The organism is Nanchangia anserum (assembly GCF_015240065.1).
GTDB lineage: Bacteria > Actinomycetota > Actinomycetes > Actinomycetales > Actinomycetaceae > Nanchangia > Nanchangia anserum.
The window spans coordinates 1,443,355-1,459,549 of the sequence record NZ_CP060506.1; the positions used below are offsets into that span (position 1 = coordinate 1,443,355).

Genomic DNA, 16,195 nt, shown 5'->3' on the forward strand with positions numbered 1-16,195 from the left:
TGACGCGGCCGGGGCGCCGTCCCTTACCGGGCCGGCCTCGGTTAGATGTCGTCCAACTTCACGTTGGGATTGGGGCGGGACCCGATGTTGATCCCTAGCTCCTCGGTGGCACGCTGTGCGTCGTCGTCGGCTTCGCGCAACGACACGACCTCGCCGTCGACGTCGAGGGCCTCGACGTTCAGGCACAGCGAGCGCATTTCCTGGATGAGGACACGGAACGATTCGGGGATGCCCGGTTCCGGAATGTCCTCGCCCTTGACGATCGCCTCGTAGACCTTGACGCGGCCCGTGATGTCGTCCGACTTCACGGTCAGCAGCTCCTGGAGGGAGTAGGCGGCGCCGTAGGCCTCCATCGCCCACACCTCCATCTCTCCGAAGCGCTGGCCACCGAACTGGGCCTTACCGCCGAGCGGCTGCTGGGTGATCATCGAGTACGGGCCGGTCGAGCGCGCGTGGATCTTGTCGTCGACCAGGTGGTGGAGCTTGAGCATGTACTTGTAGCCGACCGAGATCGGGTACGGGAACGGCTCCCCGGTGCGTCCGTCGAACAGGCGGGCCTTGCCCTCGGAGTTGATGAGGCGCATCCCGTCTTCGTTCGGGTTCGTGCACGTGAGCAGACCGGCCAGCTCCTCCTGGGTGCAGCCGTCGAAGACCGGGGTGGCAATGCGGGTGCGCGCATCGGTCTTGAGACCGCCAGCCGGCAGCCTCTTGACCCACTCGGCGCCCTCTTCCATAGCCTTCGTCGCGTCCCAGCCCATCGCGGCAATCCAGCCCATGTGGAACTCGAGAACCTGGCCGATGTTCATACGACCGGGAACACCCATGGGGTTGAGGATGATGTCGACGGGGGTGCCATCCTCGAGGAACGGCATGTCCTCGACGGGGAGGATGCGCGAGACGACGCCCTTGTTGCCGTGGCGACCGGCGAGCTTGTCGCCGACCGTGATCTTGCGGCGCTGGGCGATGTAGACGCGCACCATCTGCTTGACGCCGGCGGGCATGTCGTCTTCCTCGTCCGAGAACTCGCGCACGCCGATGACGATGCCGGTCTCGCCGTGGGGGACGCGCAGCGAGGTGTCGCGGACCTCGCGCGCCTTCTCACCGAAGATCGCGCGCAGCAGGCGCTCCTCGCTCGTCAGCTCGGTCTCACCCTTAGGGGTGACCTTGCCGACGAGGATGTCGCCAGCCGTAACCTCGGCGCCGATGCGGATGATGCCGCGCTCGTCGAGATTGGCCAGGGCGTCTTCAGAGACGTTGGGGATGTCGCGGGTGATCTCCTCGGGACCGAGCTTGGTCTCGCGGGCGTCGATCTCGTGCTCCTCGATGTGGATCGAGGTCAGCACGTCGTCCTGGACGATGCGGCGCGACAGGATGATCGCGTCCTCGTAGTTCAGGCCCTCCCACGACATGTAGGCGACGAGGAGGTTCTTGCCGAGCGCCAGCTCACCGCCGTCGGTCGCCGGGCCGTCGGCCAGCAGGTCGCCGACCTCGACGCGGTCGCCCTCGGCGACGCGCAGACGCTGGTTGTAGCAGTTGCCCGGGTTCGAGCGGTCGAACTTCTGGAGCTTGTGAACCTGGTAGGAGCCGTCGTCGGCCATGATCGTGATCGAGGCCGAATCGGCCTCGGTGACGACACCCGCGCGGTCGGCGACGAGGGCCTCGCCCGCGTCGATCGCCGTGCGCCGCTCCATGCCGGTGCCCACGAGGGGCGCCTCGGTCGTCAGCAGCGGCACCGCCTGGCGCTGCATGTTCGCACCCATGAGGGCGCGGTTGGCGTCGTCGTGCTCGAGGAACGGAATCAGCGACGTCGCCACCGACACCATCTGCCGGGCCGCGACGTCCATGTAATCGACGTCGTCGCGCTCGACGAGCGCCGGGTCGGGCCCGGCGACACGGCACAGCACGTGCTCCTCGGCAAAGTGGCCGTCCTCGGTGAGAACAGCGGAGGCCTGCGCGATATTGAAGCGGTCTTCCTCATCGGCGCTCAGGTAGTGGACCTCGTCGGTGACCTGGGCGTCGCGCACGACGCGGTAGGGGGTCTCGAGGAACCCGAACGCGTTGAGGCGGGCGTAGGTGGCCAGCGAGCCGATGAGGCCGATGTTCGGACCTTCCGGGGTCTCGATCGGACACATGCGCCCGTAGTGGGACGGGTGAACGTCGCGGACCTCCATCGAGGCGCGGTCACGCGAGAGACCGCCGGGACCCAGCGCCGAGAGGCGGCGCTTGTGGGTCAGCCCCGACAGCGGGTTGTTCTGGTCCATGAACTGCGAGAGCTGCGAGGTGCCGAAGAACTCCTTGATCGCCGCAACCACCGGGCGAATGTTGATGAGCGACTGCGGCGTGATGGCCTCGGCGTCCTGGGTCGTCATGCGCTCGCGAACGACGCGCTCCATGCGCGACAGCCCCGTGCGCACCTGCGACTGAATGAGCTCGCCGACCGCGCGGATGCGCCGGTTGCCGAAGTGGTCAATGTCGTCGGTCTCGACGCGAAGCTCGACGTCGGCACCCTCGCTGTTCTTCACGGTGAGGGTCTTGTCCCCGCGGTGCAGCGCCATGAGGTACTTTGCCGCGATGACGATGTCGTTGAGGGTGAGCACGCCCAGATCGAGGGAATCGACCTGACCGAGCTTCTTGTTGAACTTGTAGCGCCCGACCTTCGCCAGGTCGTAGCGCTTGTCGTTGAAGTAGAAGTTCTCGAGCAGGGTGCGCCCGGCCTCGGCCGAGGCCGGTTCGCCCGGGCGAATCTTGCGGTAGATGTCCGTCAGCGCATCCTCGGTCGTCTGGATGGCATCCGAGTCCTTCTCCAGCGTCTCCAGCAGCACCGGGAAGTCGGCGAATTCCTCGCGGATCTCGGCCGGGCTCATGCCCAGGGCGCGCAGGAACACCGTCGCCGACTGCTTGCGGCGCCGGTCGATGCGCACGGCCACGTTGTCGCGCTTGTCGATCTCAAGCTCCAGCCACGCACCGCGCGAGGGGATGAACTTGCACCCGAAGATGTCCTTATCCGACGTCTTGTCGGGGGTGATGTCGAAGTAGACCCCGGGCGAGCGCACGAGCTGGGACACAACCACGCGCTCGGTGCCGTTGATGATGAACGTCCCCGACGGGGTCATCAGCGGGAAGTCGCCCATGAAGACGGTCTGCGACTTGATCTCGCCGGTGTTTTCGTTCATGAACTCGGCGGTGACGAACATCGGGGCGGCGTAGGTGTAGTCCTTCGCCTTGCACTCGTCGATCGTGTACTTCGCCCGGCTCGAACTTCGGGTCCGAGAACGACAGCGACATCGTCTCGCCAAAGTCGCGGATCGGCGAGATCTCGTTGAAGATCTCTTCCAGGCCCGACACGTCGGAACGCACCGGCGAGCGCCCGGCGGCCGCGGCCGCTTCGAGGCGTTCCTTCCATTCGTCGGTGCCCAGCAGCCACTCGAACGATTCCCGCTGGATGCTCAGCAGGGACGGCGGCTGGAGGACCTCGCCTAGCTTGCCAAAGGACAGGCGATCGTTGATGCCCGATGCGGTGGTTGCGGAGGCAGCCAAAAGGTATCCTTCCGGATGAGTCTTTTTGCGCACACGCGCCCGCGACCCCTAACTGGCGTTGCCCCGACCATCGTCCGGCGCACCTTCTGTTATGAGACGACCGGTGTAACAACCCACCTCGGATACTACAGGCGCAACCATCCACATTAGTGCGCGTGCACATACCAGCCAAGATGCCGCTGAACAATGTGCGCGAATTCACGAGGGCGCCGCTCCCCCGCCCACCGACCTCTCCGTGGCGCGGGTGGGCGCGGGGGTCGATAGGATGAGGCGCGAATAGCTTCAGGCGGCAGTGAGGGAGCCAACGTGACCGAACTCGATTTCGACGTCATCGTCATTGGCGGCGGTATCGCCGGAACCGTGTGCGCACTGCGCCTGGCCCAATTCGGCCACGAGGTCGCCCTCGTCGAGCGTGGCGAGGCCCCCGGAACGAAAAACCTGTCCGGGGGCGTGTTCTATTGCGACATCATGAACGAGGTCATCCCCGATTTCGCCAACGTCGCGCCCATCGAGCGCGTCATCTTGCGCAACCACCTGAGCTTCCTCACCGAGACGGGGCATATCAGCCTCGACGTCGCCGACTCCCGCCTGGTTGAGGCCGGCAACGCCGTGTCCGTGTTGCGTGTCCGGTTGGATGCATGGCTGGCCGAGCAGGCCGAGGCCGCGGGCGTCGCCGTCGTCCCCGGCATGCACGTCGATCGCCTCCTGACCACGGGCGGGGTCGTCACGGGCGTCGCCGTCGGCGAGGACGAGCTGCGCTGCAAGGTCGTCGTCGCCGCCGACGGCATCACGTCGTTCGCGGCCCGCTCGATCGGGCTGCGGCCCCAGCCCGCGAACAACCACGTCGCCCTCGGGGTCAAGAGCGTGATCGAACTGGGCGAGGACGTCGTGCGTTCGCGCTTTGGCTTGGGCGAGCGCGAAGGCGCGGCGTGGGCGATGGTCGGCGAGGCCACCCGCGGGCTGCCCGGCGGCGGCTTCCTCTACACCAACCGTTCTTCGGTCTCGATCGGCGTCGTCATGCGCCTCGACGCGCTGCTCAGCTCGAGGCAGGCCAGCTCGGATGTCCACGACGCGTTCCTCACCCACCCCAGCGTCGCCCCGCTCATCGACGGGGGCGAACTCGTCCAGTACGGCTGCCACCTCACTGCCGAGGCCGGGGCACTTGAGGGACCGATCCACACCGACGGATTCGTCGTCATCGGTGACGCCGCGGGCCTGACGCTGAACACGGGATTCGCCATCCGCGGCATGGACCTCGCCGCCGGCTCCGCCCTCGTCGCCGCCGATGCCATCTCCCAGGCGCTGCGCGCGAACGACTACGCCTCCGGCGGCCTTGAGCGCTACCCGACGATGTTGGCCGCCAGCACCGTCGGCGCGGACGTCGCCACCTACAAGAATGCGCCCGATGCGCTCGCCGAGGACGCCCTCTATCGCGAGATCGGACCGCTGCTCGGCACGATCTTCCACGACATCTACCGCCACGACGACACCCCGCACCGCCACGCGTGGCAGATCGCCAAGGACGCCGTCGTCGCCTCGCCGGTGAAACTTCGCGACCTCGCGCGAGTTGCGTGGAAAGGAGGACGCTCGCTGTGAAGCCCACCGAACGATCGATCCACGAACGCCTCTCGGTAAACCGCTATCAGACCGACGAGACGACGAACCACATCGAGGTCAACCAGGACTACGCCCGCGCCACAGGACTGGGCAAGGTGCTCGTCGCCATCTGTCCGGCGCACGTGTACACCGAGAATCCCGACGGGTCGATCTCGGTCGAATACGCCGCCTGCCTCGAATGCGGCACGTGCACGCACGTCGGCGGCCCCGAGCTGCTGACGTGGCACCCGCCGGCAGGCGGGGCCGGCGTGTCGTATCGGCACGGTTAGGGGTCAGACGTGATCACGGACTGCACGACAATGACGTGGACGCGGCCGCCGCGCAGCTATAGCGTCGAGGCCGACCGCGTGAGCATCCGCACAGAGCCGGGCACCGACCTGTGGCAGCGCACGTACTACCACTTCCGCAACGACAACGCCCCGGTTCTCCAGTACACCACCGACGCCGACTTCTTCACCTTCACGGTGCGAACGCACTTCGATTCGTCTCACCGCTTCGACCAGTGCGGGATCGCCGTCTATCTCGACAGCGAGAACTGGCTGAAGGCCTCGATCGAGTACGACACCCCCGAAATCCAGCACCTCGGCGCGGTCGTGACGAACGCCGGCTACTCCGACTGGTCGACAACCGAGATCCCGGCGTCCGTGCGCTCCATGTGGTACCGGCTGAGCCGGCGCGAGGACGACTTCCGCATCGAGTGCTCGCGTGATGGGGAGCGGTTCGAGCAGATCCGCATCTGCCACCTCGCCGCGGCCACCGGCCCGATCCGTTTCGGCGTCTACGCGTGCAGCCCCGAGGACTCCTCGTTCACGGCGACCTTCACCGACTTCCACGTCGGCGAGTGCCTGTGGCAGCCCCACGACGGGCAGGCACCCGACCCCGCGTAAGCCACGAGGTAACCGATGACAATCGACGACGAGGCGTTTTGGGAGCTGGTCGAGGACGAATACGCCGCCCTGCCCAAGCATCTCGTCGCGGGCCTCGATAACGTCGCCATCTTCGTCGAGGACCGCAACCTCGACGAACCCGACCTGCTCGGCATCTACGAGGGCCTCGACGTCACCGAGCGCGAGGGCTACGGCTACGGCGAGCTCCCCGACCGAATCGTCCTCTACCGCGAGGCCCTCGCTGACATCAGCGCCGACGAGGAGGAGCTACGTCGCGAGGTTCACATCACCCTCGTGCACGAAATCGCCCACTACTGGGGACTAGACGACGACCAGCTCCACGCGCTCGGCTGGGCCTAGGCGCGCCCTCACCGCAGGGGTGGGAACGGCGCGAGGCTGAACACCGATTCGACGGGGACCTCGAAAAACGCCGCGATGCGCAGGGCCAGGTTGAGTGAGGGGGCATATTCGCCGCGCTCAAGATAGCCGATCGTCTGGTAGTGGACACCGAGGGCCTCGGCGAGCTGGCGCCGCGACACCCCGCGATCGGCACGCAACACGGCGATGCGGTTGACGACCCCGTCGCTGTCTTTGCCAGCCATCACATCCCCCTGTAGTAGCGCAGCCGCCGCTGCCTGACCGAGGTGCCGGCAAGGCTGACCCGTGACAGCCGCCACCGCCACGCGCCAACGAGCACGAGGGCTCCCCCGACCAGCCACGCCGCGACGGTGCCGACGAGCATGCCGGCGCCCGGGCCGGTGCTCGGCATCCCCAGGACGAACCGCAACAGGCGCTCACTCGCGCACCACGGCGAGGCCGCGAGCGCCTGCTCCCAGCCGTCGAGGGGCGAGACCGCGACGGTCGTTCCCCGCAGTCCGACGAGCGAGAGCACGAGGACGGCGTAGGCACCCCACCCGGTGACGGGCCCTTGGAAGAGCGTCGCCAGCACGACACCGAGCAGCGAGGCTACCGCGAGGGCACCGAGCGGGGCAACGAGGGCCCCGGCGAGTGCCGGCGCGCCGTGGAAGCCAATGCCGGCGAGGAGGACGTAGACGGCCCAGATGACCCACGCCGCCGCGACCTCGCACCCGCGCGTGACCAGCGTCTGCCACAGCCACTCGGTGCGGCCTGCGGGAAGGAGGCGGCAGCGCAGCTCGTCACGGTTGGCAAACTCGTCGCCCACCTGTTGGAAGGCGAGGGAGGCGCAAATGAGGCCCAGGACGACCCAAACGAGGCCGGCGTCGCGGTAGAGCGCGGCCGCGTCGGCGTGTCCGCGAGCGATGAGCGCGAGGAGGATGGCCCACGCCAGCGCGCTGATGCCGAGTGCCAGCTTCACCGCCCACGGCGTCGCTCCCATCCGCACACCGATGGTGAGGCGGTCGCGAGTGCTCAGCTGCGCGCTCATGCGAACCTCCTGGCCTCGCGCCGCGCGGTGCGGTCACCGCCCGCCGGCGCGGCGTCCTCCGCCAGGTGGATGCGGCTAAACAGCTTGCGGGTACTGAGGATCGCCGTAATCCAGGCGAGGACGATGAATACCGCCGTCATCGCGACCAGCAGGAGCGTCGGGGCCGATTCCAGCCATCCCGGCGCGATGTCACCGAGTGTGAGAGCGAGCTGGTGTGCCCACGCCGGGGGCGTCACCCACGCGATGGCGACCTGGGCAGTAACTGGGACCTCGTTCATCCCCGTCACGGTTTGGGGGCGCATGATGAGGTAGGCGACGATGCAGGCCCCAAGCGCCAGCGGCATGGAGCGTGCCCACCGCACGACGATCATCCCAATCGGGGTGCACATCGCCCACACGAGTACCTCGCCGACAACGGTGGCACCGAGTGTGCGCGCGATCTGGCCGGGCGCGAGGTCGAGTCCCCAGGTAAGCGCCACGACAACCCCGATGTTGACGCACGCCATTGTCCAGATCATCGGGACGAAGGCGCGCCGTAGACGGCGCCGCGTCCGTAGGGCAGCAGCCGCAGTCGACCGAATCCCCCGCCGGCGTACTCGAGACGCAACGCTGCCGCCGGCATGAGGATTCCCGCGAAGCCCGCAAGATAGTCGGCGTAGCCGATGATGACGCCGGGAGTGATGACTTCTTCGAGCAGGCACAGCAGCGGGAGCACGGCGATGAGGAAGGCGGAGGAGAAGATGGATCCGATCACCGACAGGGGTCGCGAGAAGTAACGGGCGCGCACCTCGTACCATCCGAACATGAGGGCGAGCTTCACGCGATCGGCCACCGGCACCGTGTGCTTACTCATGGTCATCCCCCTGACGCGACAGCAGATCGATATAGGCGTCCTCGAGGTTGGGGCGCGTTACCTCGAGATTGCGCACCTGGGACAGGTCGAGGGAGCGAATGAAGGCCTCCGGGTCGGCGGTGGCGTGGACGTAGCGCCGCTCCTGGTCGACCCACGTCACCTCGGCGTGCGCGCCCACTCGCTCGCGCAACCGTGCCGGCGTGCCGTCGAAGAGGATGCGCCCGGAGCTGAGGACGACCACCCGCTGAGCGATGCGCTGGGCCTCACCCATATCGTGACTGGTCATGACGATGGTGGCACCGCGATCGATCTCGTCGGCGAGGACGTCGTGGACCTGCGCCTTGACGACGGGATCGAGTCCCGTCGTCGGCTCGTCGAGGACGAGGAGGTCGGGAACGCCGATGAGGGCAGCCGCCAGGTCGGCCCTGCGGCGCTCGCCGCCCGAGAGCTGGCCGAGACGCTGGGTGAGCTGGTCGCCCAGGCCGACCCGGTCGGCGGCGACCTCGGGGCTGAGGACGTCACGGCCGAGAGCGCGGTAGTGCGCGCCGACCCAGGAGAGGAACATGCGGAGATTCCACATCCCACGATCACGGCTATGCTGCGCGACCACCCCGATCCGCCCGAGCCAAGCGTCGTCGGGGCGCGCGGGATCGGCACCCAACACGCGCACCGTGCCCGCATGCGGGCGCTTCGTTCCGACAATCTGTTCGATCAGCGTGGACTTGCCGGCCCCGTTGGGGCCGAGCAGAACCACGAGCTCGCCCTCGGCGACATCGAGCGAGACCCCCTCGAGGACCTCGTGCTTGCCGTAGGCGAAGCGGACGTTCGTTAGGGCAACGACCGGTTCCATGTTTTCCCCCATCCATACAGCGCGATAACACGACAAAATATAGCAGTTCTACTACATACCGTCGACATACGGGAACAGACCTCTTGTTTTTCGATAGGTTTCGATCGATAATCGAGATATGCGGCTTCACAACGGTGTCTTTCTCGGCTGTCTCGTCTTCTTCGCATTCGCGTGCGTCGTCGTCCAGGTGGGCCTCATCCCGGCCTTGGCCGTCGACCTCGTGCGCGAGTGGAATCTCCCGGTGCCGGTGGTCGCCATCGCCGCCGCGTGCGCCATCGCGGCCCTCGTGTGCGCCGAGGTCGTCCTCTACGGCCTCGCTCGCCTGTCGCGGCTGAGCACCGGTCGCGACGGCATCGACACCCCGGCCCTGCGCTACCTCGCGCTCATGCAAGCGGCGAGCCTGGTCACCGCGGGGTTCACCCTCATCGCCGCGGCGACGTTCCTCATCGGCTCGCCGGCGGGCCACATCGGCGTCTCGGCGATCTGCGTTCTCAGCGTCGTCGTCCCTCTGGCCCTGTGGCTGGTCATCCGGGTTGCGCGCCAGGTTCTCGCCGCGGCGATCGCCGACCGCCGCGAGCTGGCGGCGGTGATCTAGATGATCGCGTGTCGCATCGATGTGCTGTTGGCCGAGCGCGGCATGGGGGTCGGCGAGTGCGCCGAACGTGTCGGCATCTCCCCGGCGAACCTCGCCGTCTTAAAAAACGGGCGCGCCAAAGCCATCCGGTTCACGACCCTCGAGGCACTGTGCCGCGTTCTCGAGTGCCAACCCGGCGATCTGCTGCGTTACGTCGACAACGAGGCGGCCTCATCGATTCCGCCCTCGCCCACGACGACGAGCCGATCGATGCCGGCGTCGCGCTGAGACAGCGCATCGGCCGGAGCCGTGTGGGTGACCTCGAGGATCGTCGCGTCGGGGAAGATCTCGCGCACGCTCGCGCGAACGCGATCCGCCAGCTCGGGATCGAGGTGCGAGGTGAACTCGTCGAGAACGACGAGATGGGCGTCGACGAGGAACGCACGCGCGAGGGCGAGGCGCTGAGCCTGGCCGCCCGAGAGGGTCGCCGCGCGCTCCCCCACGCGCGCCTCGAGGCCTCCCATCCGTCGCACATCCTCGCCCAGCTGGGCGGCGTCGAGGGCCGCCCACAGCTCGTCGTCACTGGCGGCCGGGGCAACCAGCCGCAGATTCGAGGCGATCGTGCCCGTGAACAGGTGGGGACGTTGGTCGACGACGGCGATCCGCCTGCGTAGCGCCTCGACACGGTAGCCGCGAATGTCCGTGCCGTCCATGCGCATGCAACCCGATTGCGGATCCCAGTAGCGCAGCGCGAGGGCGAGCAGGGTCGACTTTCCGGCACCCGTCGCCCCGACGAAAGCCGTCCACTTTCCCGCCGGCGCCCGCACCGTTGCCTCGCGCACGACGGGGCAGCCGCGGCGCGCCCCGGCGTGGGCGGATAGGCGAAGGTGACCCGGTCCCACACGACCTCGGGGGCGCGGGTGAGGCCACGCGTGTCGGGACCGTCGGCGACGGCTGGCGGCGTGTGAACGAGGGTGTGGACGCGTCGGGCGGCGGCCAGCGACGTCGCCAGGCTCGTCGAGAAGTCCTCGACTCCGCGCACGACCTCCCAGCTGCGCCACGCGACGACGGCGATAGCGGCCACCGCCCACGCCGCCGCCCCTGCCCTGACCGCCAGCGCGGTCGGGGCGACGACCATGGCCAACAGACCGACCTGCACGACGCCGCGACGAACCGCGAGGACCCGGGTGAGCCGGGCGTCTTGTACGCGCACGCGATCCTGCGCCTCGGCGAGAGAGGATAGCCGCGCCGTCTCGACTCCGTAGCCGACGACCTCGGCCACGCCCTGCACCGAGTCGGTGAGCTGTTGGGCGACGTCGCCCTTGGCACCGAGGTTGCTCAATGAGGCCACGCGGGCGACATCGTGACCGGCGTAGGCACACACGAGCAAGGTGATGACGACGATGGCCAGGCCGGCCGCACCCGCCTGAACGCCGCCGACGACGCCGATCGCCGTGCACGCGAGCAGCGGGACGACGATGGCCGAGATTGCCGGGGCGATCGTATGGGCGAAAAAGACCTCGATGCGGTCGATGTCCGTCGTCAAGCGCGCGAGCAGGTCACCCGAGCGCGCTCCCGCGAGCGCCGCGGGAGAGGCCGGGATGAGGCGGACGAAGCAGGCGCGCCGCAGCAGCTCGAGCGCCCGGAAGGCGACGCTGTGGCCGAGGAACTGTTCGGCGTAGTGACACAGGCCTTTGACGAGGCACAGGAGCACCATGGCGGCGATGAGGGCGCCGAGTACTCCCCACGACGGCCCCGGGACCTGTGTTGCCAGGCCGACCGCGGCACCCGCGGCCAGGCCGTAGAGGACACAGCCCAGGACGTGATCGAGGATGCGGGCGAGGATCGACCGGTGAGCGGCGCGAGGACCGGACGCGTCTCAGACACCAACCAGCGACACACCTTCATCGCTCCACCTCCTCGGCGAGGACGCCGCCGGCCAACGCGACAACGCGGTCGCACCCGGCCAGCGTCGTGCGTCGGTGGGTGACGAGAATGACCGTGTAATCGCGCCCGATCTGCGTCAGCGTCTGAGTGATCGCGGCCTCGGATGCCAGGTCGATCGAACTCGTCGGCTCGTCAAGAACGAGCAGGCGCCGGCCCGAGACGAATGCGCGAGCGAGCGACAGACGCTGCGCCTGCCCGCCCGACAGGCCCGATCCGCGCTCGCCGATCACGGTGTCGAGGCCGTGCGGCAGCGCGCGCACCTCCTCGTCCAGCCGCGCCAGCCGCAGCGCCGCCCACATGTCAGCCTCGCGGGCTGCGGGAGCCGCGAGCGCGAGGTTGTCGCGGACGGTCCCGGTGAACAGCCATGTCGATTGGGACACGAGGGCGGAGGCTGCCCGCAGTGCCGGCGGCGTCGCGGGGATGCCGTCGAGCGTGATCGTCCCCGCGTTCGGGCTGAGCGTTCCCGTGAGCAGGTTGATGAGAGTCGTCTTGCCCTGCCCGGACGGCCCGACGATGGCGACGTGCTCGCCCGGGGCGACGTCGAGGTCGAGGCCGTGCAGCACCTCGGTGCCGCCGGGGTGGGCGAAGGTCAGACCCGCAGCGGTGAGGCGGGGCGCGCGCCGGGCGGCATCGCCGAGCACGGCCGGGGTACCGGTCTCGCCGGAGTCGGGGCGCGGCCGGCCGAGGAACTTGCGCGCCCCGGCCTGGTTGGCTCGCCCGCCCATGCCGACGTAGAAAAAACCGCCGATCTGGGCCATCGGTTCGAGCATGAGGAGGGTGAGGGCGATGATCGAGGCGGCCTCGCCCCCACCGATGGCCCCGCTGCGGCAGCGCCACGCGGCGACAACCAGCCCGAGGGTGAGGAAGGCGAGGTAGAAGCCGGCGTCGATGACGAAGAGGACGAGCTGATTCGACTTGAGCATGCGCATCGTCGAGGCCCGATTCTTCTCGCCCGCGGCCGCGAGCTCATCGGCCATGCGGCGCGCCGAGCCGGTGACGGCGAGCGTTTCCAGGCCCTGAATGGCGTCGAGGTAGCGGGCGGCGAGTTCGCCGCGGGCGCGGCGCGACCCGGCCCCGGCCCGGCGCGAGACCCGGGTGAACACCCACACGAGGGCGGGGGCGCCGGGGTGAGGACGAGGAGGATGAGGGCGGTGACGGGATCGACGAGCAGTGCCATGACGGCGAGGGCGACAAACGGGGTGAGTAAGCGCCGGCGAGCGGCCCGAGGTAGGTCTGGCGGTACAGGGCAATCTTCTCGACACCCTGGGTCATGAGCGCGATCAGTCCCCCGGTGCGCCGCGCCGCGAGACGTGCGGGTCCCAGCGCGAAGGCGTGACGCATCAGGCGCGTTTGCAGCCTCGCCACGAGCCTGGCGGCGGAGCGCTGCTGAATGCCGATGCGTGCGGCCTCGCTGAGTCCGGCCAGGACGATCCAGGCGATGGGATGGATCCCGAGGGGAACGGCCCCGGCGGGCAGCGCGGTGACGACGTCGCCGATCCACACGCACACCATGGCGGCACACAGGCTCGTCACGAGGGACAGGGCCGCCGAGATCGCGACGGCGAGGCAGTCACGCCGCGTCGACAACCCGATGCGGCGCTCAGCCTCGCTCAGCGGCGGGCCGACGTGGCGCGGAAAAGGCGATCCCATAGTCATCCTTCGCTGCCGGGGAATAGGCAAACGCCCCGGTACCGCGGAGGGTACCGGGGCGTTTCTCACGCGGCAAGCCGCGTGAACAGGCGCAGTCCCTTACTTGAGGGTGACCTTGGCGCCGGCCTCTTCGAGGTCGGCCTTGGCCTTCTCGGCGTCTTCCTTGGCCGCACCCTCGAGGATCGCCTTGGGGGCGCCCTCGACGAGCTCCTTGGCGTCCTTCAGGCCCAGGCCCGGGATCAGCTGGCGAACGACCTTGATGACACCGATCTTCTTGGCGCCGGCGTCCTCGAGGACGACGTCGAACTCGGTCTTCTCTTCGGCCTCTTCGGCGGCACCCGCGCCGGGAGCGGCGGCGACGACGGCGGCGGCCGGGGCGGCGGCCTCAACGTCGAAGGTCTCCTCGAACTGCTTGACGAAGTCCGAGAGCTCCAGCAGGGTCATTTCCTTGAACGCGTCGAGCAGTTCTTCGGCGGAAAGCTTAGCCATGAGTAGGTTCCTTTCATCACTCTGCGATATCGCAGAAAATCCGGTGTCGGGTGCCGCTTAGGCGGCCTTTTCCTGCTTCTCGCGCAGGGCGTCGATGGTGCGGACCATCTTGGTGGCGGGAGCGGCGAACAGAGCCGCGGCCTGGGACTGCTTGGCGATGAACGCACCGGCAAGCTTGGCGAGGGTGACCTCGCGCGAATCCAGGTCGGCGAGCGCCTTGACGCCGTCGGCGTCGAGCAGCTTCCCGTCCATTGCGCCGGCCTTGATGACCAGCTTCTCGTTCTCCTTCGCGAAGTCGCGCAGAGCCTTGGCGGCGTCGACCGCCTCGCCGGAGACGAACACGATGGCCGTGGGGCCCTTGAGTTCGTCAACCAGGTAGTCCATACCGGCGTTCTTGGCGGCGATACGGGCAAGCGTGTTCTTCGTGACGGAGTAGGTGGCGTGCGCCCGCAGCGCGTTGCGCAGATCGGTCATCTGCGAAACGGTCAGGCCGCGGTACTCGGTGAGCAGCAGGGCGGAGCTGGTGCGGAACTTCTCCTCCAGCTCGGCGATGGCCGCTTCCTTGTTGGGCTTTGCCATGACCCTCCTTCCATGTCACGCCGCCGGTGGCGCAACAGAAAAACCCCGCGCAGGAGCACGGGGCACGCGAGGATCGCGGTCGTTCACCTGCGCTGGTCCCGCTTGCGCGGCCTTCGGTACTGTCGTACACCGGCGGTCTTGGGCACGTGCCAAGCTAGCACGTTCGCCCGATCAAACCAACCGGCGCACCCCAACCGTGAGCGGACTCACGCGGCGCTTAGGCAAACGCGGCGATCGCGGCGATGCACAGAATCTTGATGATGATGGCGTAGGCGAACAGGGCGGCGTAGCCGGCCTCGATGCGCTCGTCCGCGACGCGAGCAGAGGCGTAGGCGAGGATGGCCGGCTGACCGACGAACCCGGCGAGCGCTCCGGCCGTTCGCTGCGCCGACAACCCGAGCAGCCGCCCGGCGGCGACGATGGCGGCCGCCGAGGCCGCAACGACGACGAGGGCGATCCCGCCGATTTTCACGCCCTCGAGCGTGAAGGCGTTCGCGGCAAAGGCGGGTCCCGAGGCCAGGCCGACGGCGACGAGGAAGATGAGGAGTCCCAGCTGGCGCACGGTGAGGTTCGCGGCCTGGGGCAGCACCCACACGAGCGGCCCCGTGCGCTGTAGCGCGCCGAGGATCATCCCGACGATGAGCGGTCCGCATGCCATTCCCAGGGTGAACGGCGCGCCGCCGGGCAGCGTGAAGGAGAGCAAACCGGCGACGAGGCCGAGCAGCATCCCTAGGCCCAGCCCGAGCGGGTCGACCTCGGAGACGTCGCGCTGGGAATCGCCGAAGAATTGCGCAACGCCGCCCAGTTCCTCGCGCGAGGCCACGACGAGGACCCGGTCGCCCAGCTCCAGGCTCAGGTCGTCGGCGGCCAGCAGTTCGAGGTCGCCGCGCTGAACGCGCATGATGATGCCGCCGAACCGCGAGGCCATCCCCAGCTCGCCGACGCTGCGCCCGGCCAGTTCCTTGCGCGAGACGAGAAAGTAGCGGAAGTCGACCTCGTCGCGGTGAGCTTCCAGATGCTCGTCGTCGACCTCATGGCCGAGCCACTCGATCGCGGCGCGCGCGTGATCGGGCGCGGACACGAGGAGGACGCGATCGCCGGCGAGCAGTTCCTCGCCGGGCGAGACGACGCGGGTGCGCCCGGCGCGCTGAAGATAGGACAGTCGCACCGTGCCCTCCTGCCAGCCGGGAATGCGGCGCAGCGCGGTGTCGGAGTCGATGGCGATCGTGCGCGCCTCGAGGCTGGCCCCGGCGAGCGAGGGGGTGTCGGAGGTGGCCGGCCACGAGCGCGTGACCACCGCGGCGACGACGAGGATGGTGACGACGACCCCGACGGGATACCCAATCGCGTAGCCGACGCCGGGAGCCACCGAGCCCGCCGCGTCGTTGGCGGCCGCGAGCGCCGGGGTCGACGTCAACGCGCCGGCATAGGCTCCCGTGATGTAATCGACGTCCACCCCGAGGATGCGGCCGATCCCCCAGGCGGCGGCGCCGACGACGACGAGGATTGCCGCGGCCGCGGCGAACAGGCCGCCCTGGCGGGTGATGTCGCGAAAGAAGGTCGCGCCCGCGGCGAGGCCGACGGTGTAGACGAATAGCGCCAGGCCGACGGCCTGGATGAGTTCGAGGCCCTGCGCGGTCTCGGGGACGAGGGCTCCCACGGCCAGGCCGATGAACAGCGCCCCGGCGGCGCCGAGTTTGATGGGGCCGAACCTGATGCTGCCCAGCAGTGCACCGAGGGTGATGACAAGGAAGATCGTCAGCAGCGGATTAGCCGCGAGGAGGGAACTCATGGGCCTATCGTGCCC

The 16,195-nt window shown here is 68.6% G+C and carries 18 protein-coding genes and 2 pseudogenes; 7 read left to right on the top strand and 13 right to left on the bottom strand.

Annotated elements, in window-relative coordinates; all coding sequences use genetic code 11:
- Positions 1-41 precede the first annotated feature (41 nt).
- Positions 42-3,537: pseudogene (gene rpoB / locus H8R18_RS06755) on the bottom strand (DNA-directed RNA polymerase subunit beta).
- A gap of 306 nt (positions 3,538-3,843) precedes the next feature.
- Here rpoB and H8R18_RS06760 point away from each other — a divergent pair.
- The 4 genes from H8R18_RS06760 to H8R18_RS06775 are packed head-to-tail and all read left to right on the top strand — an operon-like array spanning position 3,844 to position 6,401.
- Positions 3,844-5,133 carry an FAD-dependent oxidoreductase gene (locus H8R18_RS06760; RefSeq protein ID WP_191071299.1) on the top strand — a complete coding sequence of 430 codons (1,290 nt, stop codon included), beginning with the start codon at positions 3,844-3,846 and terminating at the stop codon, positions 5,131-5,133.
- Positions 5,130-5,423, top strand: coding sequence for a ferredoxin family protein (locus H8R18_RS06765; protein ID WP_191071300.1), 294 nt, complete (start codon positions 5,130-5,132; stop codon positions 5,421-5,423). Before H8R18_RS06760 ends, H8R18_RS06765 begins: the two co-directional genes overlap by 4 nt.
- Positions 5,424-5,432: 9 nt before the next feature.
- Positions 5,433-6,041 (top strand): DUF1349 domain-containing protein, encoded by a 609-nt coding sequence (locus tag H8R18_RS06770; protein WP_227712782.1) that lies wholly within the window; start codon positions 5,433-5,435, stop codon positions 6,039-6,041.
- 15 nt (positions 6,042-6,056) lie between these two features.
- Positions 6,057-6,401: a metallopeptidase family protein gene (locus H8R18_RS06775; RefSeq protein ID WP_191071301.1), complete on the top strand. Its 345-nt coding sequence runs from the start codon at positions 6,057-6,059 to the stop codon at positions 6,399-6,401.
- 8 nt (positions 6,402-6,409) lie between these two features.
- On the opposite strand, the gene H8R18_RS06780 is transcribed toward H8R18_RS06775, so the two are convergent.
- Genes H8R18_RS06780 through H8R18_RS06800 form a run of 5 tightly spaced genes read right to left on the bottom strand, consistent with a single transcriptional unit; the run spans position 6,410 to position 9,149 of the window.
- The gene (locus H8R18_RS06780) at positions 6,410-6,643 is read right to left on the bottom strand and encodes a helix-turn-helix transcriptional regulator (protein ID WP_191071302.1); all 234 of its coding nucleotides are present in this window, start codon (positions 6,641-6,643) and stop codon (positions 6,410-6,412) included.
- Positions 6,643-7,446, bottom strand: coding sequence for a hypothetical protein (locus tag H8R18_RS06785; protein ID WP_191071303.1), 804 nt, complete (start codon positions 7,444-7,446; stop codon positions 6,643-6,645). The genes H8R18_RS06780 and H8R18_RS06785 overlap by 1 nt, the downstream gene beginning before the upstream one ends.
- Positions 7,443-7,952, bottom strand: coding sequence for a hypothetical protein (locus H8R18_RS06790; protein WP_194189205.1), 510 nt, complete (start codon positions 7,950-7,952; stop codon positions 7,443-7,445). The genes H8R18_RS06785 and H8R18_RS06790 overlap by 4 nt, the downstream gene beginning before the upstream one ends.
- An 8-nt stretch (positions 7,953-7,960) precedes the next feature.
- The gene (locus H8R18_RS06795) at positions 7,961-8,299 is read right to left on the bottom strand and encodes a hypothetical protein (protein WP_194189206.1); all 339 of its coding nucleotides are present in this window, start codon (positions 8,297-8,299) and stop codon (positions 7,961-7,963) included.
- Entirely contained in the window at positions 8,292-9,149 is an 858-nt protein-coding gene (locus H8R18_RS06800) for an ABC transporter ATP-binding protein (RefSeq protein WP_191071305.1), read from the bottom strand. Before H8R18_RS06800 ends, H8R18_RS06795 begins: the two co-directional genes overlap by 8 nt.
- 118 nt (positions 9,150-9,267) lie before the next feature.
- Between H8R18_RS06800 and H8R18_RS06805 the strand changes: the two genes are divergently transcribed.
- A complete protein-coding gene (locus tag H8R18_RS06805) occupies positions 9,268-9,744 on the top strand; it encodes a DUF2975 domain-containing protein (RefSeq protein ID WP_191071306.1) in 477 nt (158 codons plus the stop codon).
- Entirely contained in the window at positions 9,745-10,011 is a 267-nt protein-coding gene (locus H8R18_RS06810) for a helix-turn-helix domain-containing protein (RefSeq protein WP_191071307.1), read from the top strand.
- Here H8R18_RS06810 and H8R18_RS06815 read toward each other — a convergent pair.
- Complete coding sequence (locus tag H8R18_RS06815; RefSeq protein WP_194189207.1) at positions 9,933-10,625, bottom strand: ATP-binding cassette domain-containing protein; 693 nt, start codon at positions 10,623-10,625, stop codon at positions 9,933-9,935. The two genes, H8R18_RS06810 and H8R18_RS06815, sit on opposite strands and share 79 nt — an antisense overlap.
- A gap of 62 nt (positions 10,626-10,687) precedes the next feature.
- Here H8R18_RS06815 and H8R18_RS06820 point away from each other — a divergent pair, with 62 nt between their 5' ends.
- Positions 10,688-10,966: a hypothetical protein gene (locus H8R18_RS06820; protein ID WP_194189208.1), complete on the top strand. Its 279-nt coding sequence runs from the start codon at positions 10,688-10,690 to the stop codon at positions 10,964-10,966.
- On the opposite strand, the pseudogene H8R18_RS10005 reads toward H8R18_RS06820, so the two are convergent.
- The 6 genes and pseudogenes from H8R18_RS10005 to H8R18_RS06845 form a co-directional block, all read right to left on the bottom strand.
- Positions 10,961-11,440, bottom strand: a pseudogene (locus H8R18_RS10005) (ABC transporter transmembrane domain-containing protein); the annotation flags it as partial. The gene H8R18_RS06820 and the pseudogene H8R18_RS10005 sit on opposite strands and share 6 nt — an antisense overlap.
- A gap of 187 nt (positions 11,441-11,627) precedes the next feature.
- On the bottom strand, positions 11,628-12,647 hold the full coding sequence (locus tag H8R18_RS06830; protein WP_338089216.1) for an ATP-binding cassette domain-containing protein: 1,020 nt from the start codon (positions 12,645-12,647) through the stop codon (positions 11,628-11,630).
- Positions 12,637-13,320, bottom strand: coding sequence for a 6TM ABC transporter family protein (locus H8R18_RS09305; protein WP_227712783.1), 684 nt, complete (start codon positions 13,318-13,320; stop codon positions 12,637-12,639). Before H8R18_RS09305 ends, H8R18_RS06830 begins: the two co-directional genes overlap by 11 nt.
- Before the next feature lie 99 nt (positions 13,321-13,419).
- Positions 13,420-13,809 carry a 50S ribosomal protein L7/L12 gene (rplL, locus tag H8R18_RS06835; RefSeq protein ID WP_191071310.1) on the bottom strand — a complete coding sequence of 130 codons (390 nt, stop codon included), beginning with the start codon at positions 13,807-13,809 and terminating at the stop codon, positions 13,420-13,422.
- Between the two features lie 57 nt (positions 13,810-13,866).
- Positions 13,867-14,388: a 50S ribosomal protein L10 gene (gene rplJ, locus H8R18_RS06840; protein ID WP_191071311.1), complete on the bottom strand. Its 522-nt coding sequence runs from the start codon at positions 14,386-14,388 to the stop codon at positions 13,867-13,869.
- A 217-nt stretch (positions 14,389-14,605) separates the two neighbouring features.
- Positions 14,606-16,180, bottom strand: coding sequence for an aspartate:alanine exchanger family transporter (locus H8R18_RS06845; protein ID WP_191071312.1), 1,575 nt, complete (start codon positions 16,178-16,180; stop codon positions 14,606-14,608).
- Positions 16,181-16,195: the final 15 nt, after the last annotated feature.